At 59.5% G+C, this 13,640-nt stretch carries 11 protein-coding genes; 9 read left to right on the top strand and 2 right to left on the bottom strand.

Annotated features, from left to right (window positions below):
• Positions 1–66 precede the first annotated feature (66 nt).
• The 4 genes from rpoE (at position 67) to KW062_RS22415 (ending at position 3,910) form a co-directional block, all read left to right on the top strand.
• A complete protein-coding gene (rpoE, locus tag KW062_RS22430) occupies positions 67–648 on the top strand; it encodes an RNA polymerase sigma factor RpoE (protein WP_019692537.1) in 582 nt (193 codons plus the stop codon).
• Between the two features lie 31 nt (positions 649–679).
• Positions 680–1,267 carry a sigma-E factor negative regulatory protein gene (locus tag KW062_RS22425; RefSeq protein ID WP_027619939.1) on the top strand — a complete coding sequence of 196 codons (588 nt, stop codon included), beginning with the start codon at positions 680–682 and terminating at the stop codon, positions 1,265–1,267.
• An 8-nt stretch (positions 1,268–1,275) separates the two neighbouring features.
• Entirely contained in the window at positions 1,276–2,232 is a 957-nt protein-coding gene (locus tag KW062_RS22420; RefSeq protein WP_105753826.1) for a MucB/RseB C-terminal domain-containing protein, read from the top strand.
• A 247-nt stretch (positions 2,233–2,479) separates the two neighbouring features.
• A complete protein-coding gene (locus KW062_RS22415; protein ID WP_027619941.1) occupies positions 2,480–3,910 on the top strand; it encodes a DegQ family serine endoprotease in 1,431 nt (476 codons plus the stop codon).
• Positions 3,911–4,054: 144 nt separating this feature from the next.
• On the opposite strand, the gene KW062_RS22410 is transcribed toward KW062_RS22415, so the two are convergent.
• Entirely contained in the window at positions 4,055–6,949 is a 2,895-nt protein-coding gene (locus KW062_RS22410; protein ID WP_027619942.1) for a ribonucleoside-diphosphate reductase subunit alpha, read from the bottom strand.
• Positions 6,950–7,677: 728 nt separating this feature from the next.
• On the opposite strand from KW062_RS22410, the gene KW062_RS22405 reads away from it, so the two are divergent.
• Positions 7,678–8,403 carry a response regulator gene (locus tag KW062_RS22405; protein WP_027619943.1) on the top strand — a complete coding sequence of 242 codons (726 nt, stop codon included), beginning with the start codon at positions 7,678–7,680 and terminating at the stop codon, positions 8,401–8,403.
• Complete coding sequence (locus KW062_RS22400; protein ID WP_105753825.1) at positions 8,400–10,016, top strand: ATP-binding protein; 1,617 nt, start codon at positions 8,400–8,402, stop codon at positions 10,014–10,016. Before KW062_RS22405 ends, KW062_RS22400 begins: the two co-directional genes overlap by 4 nt.
• 6 nt (positions 10,017–10,022) lie before the next feature.
• Here KW062_RS22400 and KW062_RS22395 read toward each other — a convergent pair whose 3' ends face one another.
• Positions 10,023–10,742: a 4'-phosphopantetheinyl transferase family protein gene (locus tag KW062_RS22395; RefSeq protein WP_105753824.1), complete on the bottom strand. Its 720-nt coding sequence runs from the start codon at positions 10,740–10,742 to the stop codon at positions 10,023–10,025.
• 155 nt (positions 10,743–10,897) lie between these two features.
• On the opposite strand from KW062_RS22395, the gene KW062_RS22390 reads away from it, so the two are divergent.
• The 3 genes from KW062_RS22390 to KW062_RS22380 all read left to right on the top strand — a co-directional run bounded on the left by KW062_RS22390 (position 10,898) and on the right by KW062_RS22380 (position 13,632).
• Positions 10,898–11,497 (top strand): membrane protein, encoded by a 600-nt coding sequence (locus KW062_RS22390; RefSeq protein WP_027619946.1) that lies wholly within the window; start codon positions 10,898–10,900, stop codon positions 11,495–11,497.
• 114 nt (positions 11,498–11,611) lie between these two features.
• Positions 11,612–12,289, top strand: coding sequence for a response regulator (locus KW062_RS22385; RefSeq protein ID WP_027619947.1), 678 nt, complete (start codon positions 11,612–11,614; stop codon positions 12,287–12,289).
• Positions 12,286–13,632 carry an ATP-binding protein gene (locus KW062_RS22380; protein ID WP_027619948.1) on the top strand — a complete coding sequence of 449 codons (1,347 nt, stop codon included), beginning with the start codon at positions 12,286–12,288 and terminating at the stop codon, positions 13,630–13,632. The genes KW062_RS22385 and KW062_RS22380 overlap by 4 nt, the downstream gene beginning before the upstream one ends.
• Positions 13,633–13,640: the final 8 nt, after the last annotated feature.

The following is a 13,640-nucleotide window of genomic DNA, read 5'->3' as shown; positions in this document are numbered from 1 at the left end:
AGTCTATGTTTGCAAGCCTGATCAATTAGTTTTGCAAGCCTCCTCCGAGCTTATCGAGGAGTGTTCATGCTAACCCAGGAAGAGGATCAGCAACTGGTCGAACGCGTTCAGCGCGGCGACAAGCGTGCTTTCGATCTGCTCGTGCTGAAATACCAGCACAAAATTCTCGGGTTGATCGTGCGTTTTGTGCACGACACCCATGAAGCCCAGGATGTTGCCCAGGAAGCCTTTATCAAGGCCTATCGAGCACTTGGAAATTTTCGCGGCGACAGCGCGTTTTATACGTGGCTCTACCGCATCGCCATTAACACGGCGAAGAACTATCTGGTTTCACGCGGCCGCCGGCCGCCGGATAGCGATGTCAGTTCCGAGGATGCGGAGTTCTACGACGGCGATCACGGCCTCAAGGACCTCGAATCACCAGAGCGTGCATTGTTGCGCGATGAGATCGAAGGCACTGTTCATCGAACCATCCAGCAATTGCCAGAAGATTTACGTACGGCGCTAACTTTACGTGAGTTTGATGGTCTGAGTTACGAGGACATTGCGAGCGTCATGCAATGTCCGGTGGGTACCGTGCGCTCCCGGATTTTCCGCGCTCGGGAAGCCATCGATAAGGCCCTGCAACCGTTGTTGCAGGAAAGCTGAGACAGCGGCGTCAGCCAAGAGAGGAACCGCCATGAGTCGTGAAGCCCTGCAGGAATCGCTGTCCGCAGTGATGGATAACGAAGCGGACGAACTGGAATTGCGTCGGGTATTAAATGCCTTTGACGATGTTGAAACCCGCGAAACCTGGGCGCGTTATCAGATCGCTCGGGCGGTGATGCACAAGGACTTGCTGATCCCGCGTCTGGATCTGGCTTCGGCCGTATCCCAGGCCCTGGCGGATGAAGCCGCACCGGCGAAAGTGAGCCGTGGCCCTTGGCGTAGCCTGGGTCGTCTGGCCGTTGCTGCCTCGGTGACTGTGGCTGTGTTGGCGGGTGTACGTTTGTACAACCAGGATGAGATCGCCGGTGTCGAATTGGCCCAGCAATCTACTCAACCAGGTCTGGCCGTTCCTCAAGTAAAAGGCCCAGCCGTTTTGGCAGGCTACAATGAGAGTTCGCAAGCCACAGGTCCGATGGCCAATGGTGTCTTGCAAGGTCAGCCAGGTTGGCACGATCAGCGTCTGCCAGGCTATCTGCGCCAACACGCTCAAGAAGCTGCACTCAAAGGCACTGAAAGTGCACTGCCTTACGCTCGTGCAGCGAGCCTGGAAAACCGTTAAGGGGGATCATGCGCGCCATACCTCTACTTACGCTGTTGCTGAGCGGCTGGTTCGTTGTACCAGCCCAAGCTGATGAGGCTCAGGATTGGTTGAACCGTCTGAGCCAGGCCGAGCAGCAGCAAAGCTTTCAGGGCACTTTCGTCTACGAGCGTAACGGTAGTTTTTCTACCCATAACATCTGGCATCGCGTCGAGGACGGCAAAGTCCGCGAGCGTTTGCTGCAGCTTGACGGCTCGGCCCAGGAGGTCGTGCGCATTGACGGCAGTACGCAATGCGTCAGCGGTACTCTGGTAGCAGGTCTGGGAGCCACTCCCGACTCGGCAAAGCGTGCCCTCGATCCGCAAAAACTCAAGAGTTGGTACGACCTTGCCGTCATCGGCAAGTCGCGTGTGGCTGGGCGACCGGCAGTTATCGTCGCGCTGACACCTCGTGACCAGCATCGTTATGGATTCGAACTGCATCTGGATCGGGAAACCGGTCTGCCTCTGAAGTCCCTGTTGCTCAACGAAAAAGGCCAGTTGCTGGAGCGATTCCAGTTCACCCGGCTGGATACCCGCGATGTGCCGTCGGACGATGAGCTGCAAGCCAGTGCCGACTGCAAGCCGGTGGTGCTAGGCAACGATAAGGCGACAGCAGTGAAGGCGGCTCAGGCCTGGCACTCGGATTGGCTGCCACCGGGGTTCGAGCTGACCAGCAGCAGCGCCCACAAGGATCCGGAAACCAAGGCCCCAGTCAGTAGCCTGATGTATGACGATGGCTTGGCGCGCTTTTCGGTGTTCCTCGAGCCACTCAACGGCGCAGTCGTCACCGATACTCGCACGCAGTTGGGCCCGACCGTCGCGGTTTCTCGGCGCCTGACCACACCCGACGGCGAAATGATGGTGACCGTTGTGGGTGAAATCCCTATCGGTACGGCCGAACGGATTGCGCTGTCGATGCGCACCGATGCGCCAGCCAAGCAGTAAATTGCCCAGTGCTGCTGACTGATCGACAGGGTTGTCGGGAAAAGGTCAGCCTTGGCGCCTCGCTGCGTCAAGAAGTCGAAATGTTTGGTGAGCATTTCAATTTGCAAAACTTCTTAAAATTTTCTATAGGTCAGGGTCCCTCGGCTCTGGCCTTGTATAGTTGTTCCCGGAACAAAAGTATCGGCGCCTGTTCCCCGGTGTTTGTTGTTCCATATCGCTTAACCATGCTCGTCGTAACGGGAGCCGTATGTCGATACCACGCTTGAAATCCTACCTGACAATCTTTGCTACCGTACTGGTGCTGGGTCAGGCCGTCTCAACCCAGGCGGCCGAGTTGCCTGACTTCACCCAATTGGTCGAGCAGGCCTCGCCTGCGGTGGTCAACATCAGTACCACGCAAAAGCTGCCGGACCGCAAGGTCTCCAACCAGCAGATGCCTGACCTCGAAGGTTTGCCGCCGATGTTGCGGGAGTTTTTCGAGCGTGGCCTGCCACCGCAACAACGTTCTCCGGGCGGCGGTCGCCAGCGTGAGGCGCAATCGCTGGGTTCGGGCTTCATTATTTCGCCTGATGGCTACATCCTGACCAACAACCACGTGATTGCCGATGCCGATGAAATTCTCGTGCGTCTGGCTGATCGCAGCGAACTCAAGGCCAAGCTGATCGGCACCGACCCGCGCTCCGACGTGGCGCTGCTGAAAATCGAAGGCAAGGACCTGCCGGTCCTCAAGCTTGGCAAATCCCAGGACCTGAAGGCCGGGCAATGGGTGGTGGCGATCGGTTCGCCGTTCGGCTTTGACCACACTGTGACCCAAGGCATCGTCAGCGCCATCGGTCGTAGCCTGCCGAACGAAAACTACGTCCCGTTCATCCAGACCGACGTGCCGATCAACCCGGGCAACTCCGGCGGCCCGCTGTTCAACCTGGCGGGCGAAGTGGTGGGGATCAACTCGCAGATCTACACCCGTTCCGGTGGATTCATGGGCGTGTCGTTCGCCATTCCTATCGACGTTGCGATGGACGTGTCGAACCAACTGAAAAGCGGCGGCAAGGTCAGCCGTGGTTGGTTGGGTGTGGTGATCCAGGAAGTGAACAAGGATCTCGCCGAGTCCTTCGGTCTGGACAAGCCAGCCGGTGCGTTGGTGGCGCAGATTCAGGACGACGGTCCGGCCGCCAAGGGTGGTTTGCAGGTCGGTGACGTGATCCTCAGCATGAACGGCCAGCCAATCGTCATGTCGGCTGATCTGCCACACCTGGTGGGCGCGCTCAAGGCGGGTGCCAAGGCCAATCTGGAAGTGATTCGCGACGGTAAGCGCAAAAATGTTGAGCTGACCGTTGGCGCCATCCCGGAAGAAGGCAAGGAGCTCGATACGCTGTCGCAATCCGGCGTCGAGCGCAGCAGTAACCGCCTGGGCGTTGCCGTGGTTGAGCTCAGTGACGAACAGAAGAAGACATACGACCTTAAAGGCGGCGTGGTAATCAAGGAAGTGCAGGATGGTCCTGCTGCCCTGATCGGCCTGCAGCCAGGCGATGTGATCACTCACCTGAACAATCAGGCGATCTCGTCGGCCAAGGAGTTCACCGACATTGCCAAGGCATTGCCGAAGAACCGTTCGGTGTCGATGCGCGTCCTGCGTCAGGGGCGCGCCAGCTTCATCACCTTCAAGCTGGCTGAGTAACAAGGCCGGTCACTGAATAAAAAACCGCCTCGATCGAGGCGGTTTTTTTTCGTCCGCGGATGGCGGGCAAAAGAAAACCCCCGGCAAACCCAGAGGGTCTGGCGGGGGTTGGGATGAGCGCCGAGCGGCGCTCATCGGCTCAGCTTACTGGCAAGCTTCGCAATCCGGCTCGTCGATGGCGCAGGCCTTCGGCACTGGAGCAGGGCCGGCAGGGGCGGCCAGGACCGAATCGTCACCGTGGTTGCCGCCGCTGGAAACAGCGTTCAGCTTGCCGGTGTTGATGGTCGACTTCTCGGTGCTGGTCGCGGCCAGTGCACGGAGGTAGTAGGTGGTTTTCAGGCCACGGTACCAGGCCATGCGGTAGGTCACGTCAAGCTTCTTGCCCGATGCGCCAGCGATGTACAGGTTCAGCGACTGCGCCTGGTCGATCCACTTCTGACGACGGCTGGCGGCGTCAACGATCCACTTGGTGTCCACTTCGAAGGCGGTGGCGTAGAGTGCTTTGAGCTCGGCCGGGATGCGCTCGATCTGCTGCACGGAACCGTCGTAGTACTTCAGGTCGTTGATCATGACCGAGTCCCACAGACCGCGAGCCTTGAGGTCGCGAACCAGGTACGGGTTGATCACGGTGAATTCGCCCGAGAGGTTCGATTTCACGTACAGGTTCTGATAGGTCGGTTCGATCGACTGCGATACGCCAGTGATGTTGGCGATGGTCGCGGTCGGTGCGATGGCCATGATGTTGGAGTTACGAATGCCTTTCTGTACACGGGCACGAACCGGTGCCCAGTCGAGGGTTTCGTTCAGATCGACATCAATGTATTTCTGACCACGCGCTTCGATCAGGATCTGTTGCGAATCCAGCGGCAGGATGCCCTTGGACCACAGCGAGCCCTGGAACGTCTCGTACGAACCGCGCTCGTCCGCCAGGTCGCAGGATGCCTGGATGGCGTAGTAGCTGACCGCTTCCATCGACTTGTCGGCGAACTCGACGGCAGCGTCGGAACCGTAAGGAATGTGCTGCAGGTACAGCGCGTCCTGGAAGCCCATGATGCCCAGGCCGACCGGACGGTGCTTGAAGTTGGAGTTCTTCGCTTGCGGCACCGAGTAGTAGTTGATGTCGATCACGTTGTCGAGCATGCGCACAGCCGTGTTCACGGTGCGTTGCAGCTTGGCGGTGTCGAGCTGGCCGTTGACGATATGGTTCGGCAGGTTGATCGAGCCCAGGTTGCAGACAGCGATTTCGTCCTTGTTGGTATTCAAGGTGATCTCGGTGCACAGGTTCGAGCTGTGGACTACGCCGACGTGCTGCTGCGGGCTGCGCAGGTTGCACGGGTCTTTGAAGGTCAGCCATGGGTGGCCGGTTTCAAACAGCATGGACAGCATTTTACGCCACAGGTCTTTGGCCTGAATGGTCTTGAACAGCTTGACCTTGCCTGGGTACTCGGTCAGGGCTTCGTAGTACTCGTAGCGTTCTTCGAAGGCCTTGCCGGTCAGGTCGTGCAGGTCCGGAACTTCGGATGGCGAAAACAGGGTCCACTTGCCGTCATCGAAGACACGCTTCATGAACAGGTCAGGGATCCAGTTGGCGGTGTTCATATCGTGGGTACGACGACGATCATCACCGGTGTTCTTGCGCAGCTCGATGAACTCTTCGATGTCCATGTGCCAGGTTTCCAGGTAGGCACATACGGCGCCTTTGCGCTTGCCACCCTGGTTAACGGCGACAGCGGTGTCGTTCACTACTTTGAGGAACGGTACAACGCCCTGGGATTTGCCGTTGGTGCCCTTGATGTAGGAGCCCAGCGCACGAACCGGAGTCCAGTCGTTGCCCAAGCCGCCAGCGAATTTCGACAGCATGGCGTTGTCGTGGATCGCGTGGTAGATGCCCGACAGGTCGTCCGGCACGGTGGTCAGGTAGCAGCTCGACAGCTGTGGACGCAGGGTGCCGGCGTTGAACAGGGTCGGGGTCGAGGCCATGTAGTCGAAGGACGACAACAGGTTGTAGAACTCGATCGCACGGGCTTCGCGGTCTTTCTCTTCGATGGCCAGGCCCATGGCCACACGCATGAAGAAGATCTGCGGCAGTTCGAAACGCACGCCATCCTTGTGGATGAAGTAACGGTCGTACAGGGTTTGCAGGCCCAGGTAGGTGAACTGCTGGTCGCGCTCGTGGTTGATTGCCTTGCCGAGCTTTTCCAGGTCGAAACTGGCCAGCTCAGGGTTCAGCAACTCGTATTCGATACCTTTGGCGACGTAGGCCGGCAGCGCCTTGGCGTACAGGTCGGCCATCTCGTGGTGAGTGGCGCTCTCGGCGACTTGCAGGAAGCTCAGGCCTTCGGCACGCAGGGTGTCCATCAGCAGGCGAGCAGTCACGAACGAGTAGTTCGGTTCGCGTTCAACCAGGGTGCGGGCGGTCATCACCAGGGCGGTGTTGACGTCGGTCAGGGCCACGCCGTCGTAGAGGTTCTTCAGGGTTTCGCGCTGGATCAGCTCGCCGTCGACTTCCTCCAGACCTTCGCACGCTTCGGTGACAATGGTGTTCAGGCGACCCATGTCCAGTGGCGCCAGGCTGCCATCGGTACGGGTGATGCGAATCGACGGGTGAGCGTTGACCGCTTCTACGGCCGGTGCGTGGGCAGCGCGTTCTTTCGAACGACCGTCACGGTAGATCACGTAGTCGCGAGCCACTTTCTGCTCGCCGGCACGCATCAGGGCCAGTTCGACCTGGTCCTGGATTTCTTCGATGTGGATGGTGCCGCCCGATGGCATGCGACGCTTGAAGGTCGCGGTGACCTGTTCGGTCAGGCGGGCCACGGTGTCGTGGATTCGCGACGAGGCAGCAGCGGTGCCGCCTTCAACTGCGAGAAACGCTTTGGTGATGGCGACGGTGATTTTGTCATCGGTGTAAGGAACGACAGTGCCGTTACGCTTGATCACTCGCAGTTGACCTGGCGCGGTGGCGGACAGATCCGAAGTCGAATCAGCGGCCTGCGGCAAGGTGCCCTGCGGGTTCTCGCGAGTTGTGTCGGTTTGCATGGGTGTCTCCACATTCTATGTTTGTTTGGGCACCACGAAGGTGCCCACCGTTCCGTCCTGAAGCACTACAACCGGCGAGTGCCGGGCATAACAACTTCGGGACAGGAGGAAGGGGGCTGTAGGGCGCCGCTTCCATGCCGAAGTCTTTGGTCTCAGGCCAGGGGCCGAGAACCGAATTCCGTGGGGTGACAGTAAGTGACTGCAACACCCGTACCGTTTTCGCCACATCTGGCCGGAAAACGGTAGCCATCCGCAGGCGCGGTTTGGGCTACTGAAAAAGCGTTTGGTTCAACCCGGAAACGGCAAGAAAAGCACTTGAGTTTCTGGTCTGATTGGTGTTCGGGTTTTGGGTGAAAACCCTATATGTAGGGTTTTTCAACGCGCGAGCTACAAGATAATGCGTTTTGGGGAGTGATTGCAACGTACTACCTGTGGATAAGGCTGTGCGTAAAATGTGTATGAAACGGCCAATCGTCGTGTAGGCCGCGACCCTGCTGGATTAGACCGTTTGTCACTGTTTTTTACCCTGAAAATAGCCTGGGTGGTTTTTCGCGGGCGCGAACCCTACCACAAAAAATCTCCCTGACCGAGCGCATTTGCCCGCTTGTGTTGATAAGGGTTGGCGTTGCTACAATCGGCCGCTGTCTATGCAGTCTTATCCACTCAAATAGTTACAAAAATACCAGTGGATCCTTCCTTATTAGTGTTCTGGCAAGCAGAGGTCACCCGTGGAGCAAGAAGCCTGGCAGGTATTGATTGTCGAGGACGACCAGCGCCTGGCTGAGTTGACCCGTGAATACCTTGAAAGCAATGGATTGCGCGTCGCCATCGAGGGTGATGGCGCGTTGGCAGCGGCGCGTATTATTGCCGAGCAACCGGATCTGGTGATCCTTGATCTGATGCTGCCAGGGGAAGACGGCCTGAGCATTTGCCGCAAGGTGCGTGACCAGTATGACGGTCCGATTCTGATGCTGACCGCCCGCACCGATGACCTCGACCAGATCCAGGGCCTGGACATGGGGGCTGATGATTATGTCTGCAAGCCCGTGCGTCCACGCCTGTTGCTGGCGCGGATCCAGGCCCTGTTACGCCGCAGCGAGCCGCCGGAGCCAGCGGTGCCGGAGAAACTTCGGCGCCTGCAGTTCGGGGCGCTGGTGGTTGACAATGCGCTGCGTGAGGCCTGGTTGCAGGACCAGGGTATCGAACTGACCAGCGCCGAATTCGACTTGCTGTGGCTGCTGGTCGCCAACGCCGGTCGCATCCTTTCGCGCGAGGAGATCTTCACCGCCCTGCGCGGGATAGGTTATGACGGCCAGGACCGCTCCATCGACGTGCGAATTTCGCGAATCCGCCCGAAAATCGGCGACGACCCGGATCACCCGCGCCTGATCAAGACCATTCGCAGCAAGGGCTATCTGTTCGTTCCTGAAGCCTGCGTAGACCCGTCCCTGTGAATTCGATCTTCCTGCGCATTTACGGAGGCATGTGCGCCGCCTTGATCCTGGTGGCGGTGCTCGGCGTGCTGGCCCTGCACCTGCTCAACGAAGTGCGCAGCGAGCAGTACCGCGAACGCCTGGCTCACGGCACGTTTTCGCTGATGGCTGACAATCTGCAGCCGATGAACCAGACCGAGCGCCATCGGGCGCTGGTGGTCTGGGAGCGTCTGCTGGGTATTCCCATGAGTCTGCAGACGTTCAGCCAGACCGCACTCGATCTCGGCCAGCGCACGCGCATCCTGCGTGGCCAGGCATTGGTCGAGCAGACAGGGCCGCACGCCGCAAAGGTCTACCGGCTGGTCAGCGAAAAAGAGCAACTGGTGCTGACTGGCGAGGTGCAGCAGATCAGTGAGCAGTTGGCGCGGGCAACTATTTATCTGTTGGCCGATGAATTGGTGCGTTACCCGGTCGCCGAACAACCCCGGCGGTTGGCAGAGCTGAAGAAAGACAAGGGCTTTGGTTTCGAGTTGCAATTGGTCACCGTGGATCAGGCCGACATGGACGAGGACCAGAGCCGCCGGGTGTCCGAAGGCGACACGGTCATGGCGCTGGGAAAGGGCGGCGATTCGATCCGGGTGTTTGCCGGCATGGTCGGGACCCCTTGGGTGCTTGAGATTGGCCCGCTGTACCAGATGAATCCCTATCCGCCGGAGTGGCTGGTGTTGATCGCCACATTGGGGTTGAGCCTGATCGGCTTGATCGTCTATTTATTGGTGCGCCAACTCGAGCGTCGGCTCAGTGGCCTGGAGTCGGCGGCGACGCGAATCGCCAAGGGCAGCCTGGAGACCCGGGTGCCGGCGCGCGGCGCGGACTCGGTTGGACGGCTGGCGGCGGCGTTTAACGGCATGGCCGAGCATTTGCAGCAACTGCTGGCGATTCAGCGCGAATTGGTGCGCGCGGTCTCTCACGAACTGCGCACGCCCGTTGCACGCCTGCGATTTGGCCTGGAGATGATCAGTTCGGCAAGCACCGACCAGGCTCGGGAAAAGTACCTGATCGGTATGGATCACGACATTCAGGATCTCGACGGCCTGGTTGACGAAATGCTGACCTATGCGCGGTTGGAGCAAGGCTCGCCAGCGCTGAACTTTCAGCGGGTGGATCTGGATGCCTTGGTCAATCAGGTGATCAACGAGTTGGCACCGTTGCGCGCCAATGTCAGGGTGCAACGCGGGCTGTGCCTGTCGGCCGCCGATTGTGACGGGGCCTGGGTCGAAGCGGAGCCGCGCTACCTGCACCGGGCGCTGCAAAACCTGGTCAGTAATGCCATGCGCCATGCCCAGGGCCAGGTTTCCATCAGCTATCAGGTTGGCCAGCAGCGTTGCCGTATCGATGTCGAGGATGATGGTCCGGGGGTGCCGGAAAGTGCCTGGGAAAAAATCTTCACGCCGTTCCTGCGCCTCGACGACAGTCGAACTCGAGCCTCGGGTGGGCACGGGCTCGGCTTGTCGATTGTGCGGCGGATCATCCATTGGCATGGCGGTCGCGCGCTGATCGGCAAAAGCCGCAACCTTGGCGGTGCTTGCTTCAGTTTGAGCTGGCCACGCAATCAGGAAAAGCCCGAGCGCTGAGCGGGCTCAAGCCGGGATGCTGACCAGGCTCAGCAACTGGCCGTCCTTCACTGCGAACTGAGCATCCAGTTCCACGCCGATGCGCCACTCGTTGGACAAGTCCGTCAGCAGTCGTAGGCGGACCCGGCCATCCAGCGTCCACTCCACGACTTCGGCATGCTCGAAATAAAAGCGCTGCTGGACGATGGGGTAGAGCGCCTTGAACAGGCTCTCCTTGACCGAAAAGGTCAGGGTCACCAGCAGGGCCAGTTGCTCGCGATCGCCTGCCGCCATGCGCTGCAGTTCCGGCGGGGTAAGGATTTCGCCCGCCAGGCGCTCGGCGCGTGTGCTTTCGAGCAAGTTTTCCAGATCCATGCCCAGCCCGCGCCAGTGCTGCTTGTGCGCGACAATCGCTGCTGCCCGTCCGGTGGTGTGGGTAATCGAACCACAAACATCAGTCGGCCAGACCGGTGCCCGATCTTCGCCAATCGCCGGAATGCACGCCAGGCCCGTCAGGTGCTGGAGCGCGGCGCGGGCGCACAGACGGCCGGCAAGGAATTCAGCCTGACGTTTGGCCACCGAGCGCTGGATGCTCGCCGGTGGATCGATGTTGCAGCCACGAAAATCCTCGGGCGCTAACAAGGCGGGATCGAAGCGGGTGCTGAGCAGGACGCTGTCGGGTAGCGCGCAAGGCGACGGCCAATCGGCATCGAGCGGTGTGCAGAAGGCGGGTAGGGGCGAGTTCATGCCAGCATTTTGCCGATTAGTCGCCCGACTGGGTAGTGGTGAGGCATGTTCGGCTCGTTCAGGTCAGGTTCAGTGCGTGTTCAGGGGGAGTTCAGTGGTCGGTGGGTAACCTGCACGCATCAACCAAAAGCACGCTGCGAAAGAGGAAACTCAACATGACTACCTTCAAAAAAATCATGCTTGCGATGACTGTCCTGAGTGCCAGTGCCGTAGCGCAGGCCGCCGACGAGAACTTCGCCAGCATCACGCTGGGCCAGACCAGCGACAAGGTCAAAAAATCCAGCTTGTTGAACAGCAATCTCGATCACCCCAATGCCAATGGCGTCATCAGCAAGGACACCACCTACGGTGTGCGTCTCGGTCAACAGAACAATGATCGTCGTTATTACGCCACTTATGACAATGTTTCCGGTACCCACAACGGCATCAAATTGCGCCAGGAGAACCTCCTGGGTAGCTACGACCTGTTCCTGCCCGTGACCAGCAGCACCAAACTGTTTGGCGGTGCCACTGCCGGTGTGACCAAGCTGTCTCAGGAATCCTCGGGTTATAGCCGCGATACCGACATCGGTTATGCCGTGGGTCTGCAGACGGGTGTCCTGCAACAGGTTTCGAAAAATGTCTCGGTTGAAATGGGCTACCGTTACCTGCGTAGCAACGCCAGCACGGAAATGAGCGCCCAAGGTACCAAGCAAGGATCTCTGAGCCTCAACAGCAGCGCCCAGACCTACCTTTCCGCCAACTACGCTTTCTAAACAATGACCAGATTTTCCCTGCGCCGGATCAACCTTAGGGTGATCCGGCGCAGGCATGTCGGTAAGCTGGGTGCGAGGCACCCGTGGAGTGGTTGATTTGCCTGGGAGAGCGTTATGAAATTGTTGGTCGTTGAAGACGAAGCACTGTTGCGTCACCACCTGCACACCCGCCTGACAGAAGGTGGCCATGTGGTGGAAGCAGTCGCCAATGCCGAAGAGGCGTTGTACCAAGCGGGTCAATACAACTATGACTTGGCGGTGATCGATCTTGGTCTGCCGGGCATCGGCGGATTGGACCTGATTCGCCAACTGCGCTCGCAGGGCAAGACTTTCCCGATCCTGATCCTGACCGCCCGCGGCAATTGGCAAGACAAGGTCGAAGGGCTCGCTGCTGGTGCCGATGACTACGTGGTCAAACCGTTCCAGTTCGAGGAGCTGGACGCGCGCCTCAATGCGTTGCTACGTCGCTCCAGCGGATTTACCCAGTCGACCATCATCGCCGGTCCCTTGCTGCTGGACCTCAATCGCAAGCAGGCGACGCTCGATGATCAGCCCTTGGCGCTCACCGCTTATGAGTACCGGATCCTCGAATACCTGATGCGTCATCATGAGCAGGTGGTCGCCAAGGACCGTTTGATGGAGCAGCTCTATCCAGATGACGACGAGCGCGATCCAAATGTCATCGAAGTGCTGGTCGGTCGTCTGCGACGCAAGCTCGAAGGGCCCAACGGGTTCAAACCGATCGAGACGGTGCGCGGCCTGGGTTACCTGTTCAACGAGCGCTGCCAGTGATTCGCTCCCTGCGTTTGCGGCTGATGTTGGCCGCTACCACCCTCGCTGTGCTGTTCATGCTGGCACTGCTGCCGGCCATGCAGGGAGCGTTCAGCCTGGCGCTGCAAGACTCGATCGAGCAGCGCCTGGCGTCGGATGTCACCACCCTGATTTCCGCTGCGCGCATCGAAAACGGCCGCCTGGTCATGCCTTCTCAATTACCCGATGAGCGATTCAATCTCGCCGACAGCCGCCTGCTGGGCTACATCTACGACCGCGAAGGGCAGTTGGTCTGGCGTTCACGGGCGACCCGGGATGAGCACATCAATTACAAACCCCGGTATGACGGGCGCGGCAACGAATTTGCGCGGATCCGCGAGGCCAGCGGCCAGGAGTTCTTCGTCTATGACGTCGAGGTCAAACTGCTTGGCGGCAAAAGTGCAGCATTCAGTATTGTTGCCCTGCAACCGGTGCGTGAGTATCAGCAGACACTGGAGGGCGTGCGGGAAAATCTCTACCTGGGTTTCGGCGCCGCGTTGCTGGTGTTGTTGGCGTTACTCTGGGTCGGCTTGACCTGGGGGCTGCGGGCCTTGCGGCGCTTGAGTCAGGAACTCGACCAGATCGAAAGCGGTGCCCTTGAGAGTCTCAGTGAAGAACATCCCCGAGAGTTGTTACGCCTGACGGGCTCGCTGAACCGGCTGTTGCGCAGTGAACGGGAGCAGCGCACGCGCTACCGGGACTCACTGGACGATCTGGCCCATAGCCTGAAAACACCGCTGGCGGTTCTGCAAGGGGTCAGTGAAGACATGGCCCAGCGTCCGGAAGAGCGTGAGCAGGCGTGGGTCCTGCAATCGCAGATCGAGCGGATGAGCCAGCAAATCAGCTACCAATTGCAGCGTGCCAGTTTGCGCAAAAGTGGTTTGGTACGCCATCAGGTGGCGTTGCAGCCGGTGCTCAAGAGTCTATGCGACACCCTGGACAAGGTGTATCGCGACAAACGAGTGCGCGCTCGCTTCGACCTCCCTGAGCCTTGTTACGTGCCTATCGAGCAGGGCGCCTTGCTGGAAATGCTCGGCAACCTGTTGGAAAACGCCTATCGACTGTGTCTGGGTGAAGTGCGGGTCAGCCTGCGCCAAACCGTTGCGGGTATCGAGTTGTGCGTCGAGGATGACGGACCGGGCGTGCCGGTGGACCAGCGGGCGCGGATTCTTCAGCGTGGCGAGCGTCTGGATCGCCAGCATCCGGGACAGGGCATTGGCCTGGCAGTGGTCAAGGACATCATCGAAAGCTACGGTGCGCAGTTGACGCTGGGCGACTCGCCGATGGGCGGGGCGGCGTTCCGCATTCATTTCCCTGCCGCCTGAGACCAGGG

This window comes from Pseudomonas fluorescens (assembly GCF_019212185.1).
In the GTDB taxonomy this organism is placed as follows: domain Bacteria; phylum Pseudomonadota; class Gammaproteobacteria; order Pseudomonadales; family Pseudomonadaceae; genus Aquipseudomonas.
This window is presented reverse-complemented; position numbering and strand designations above follow the sequence as displayed.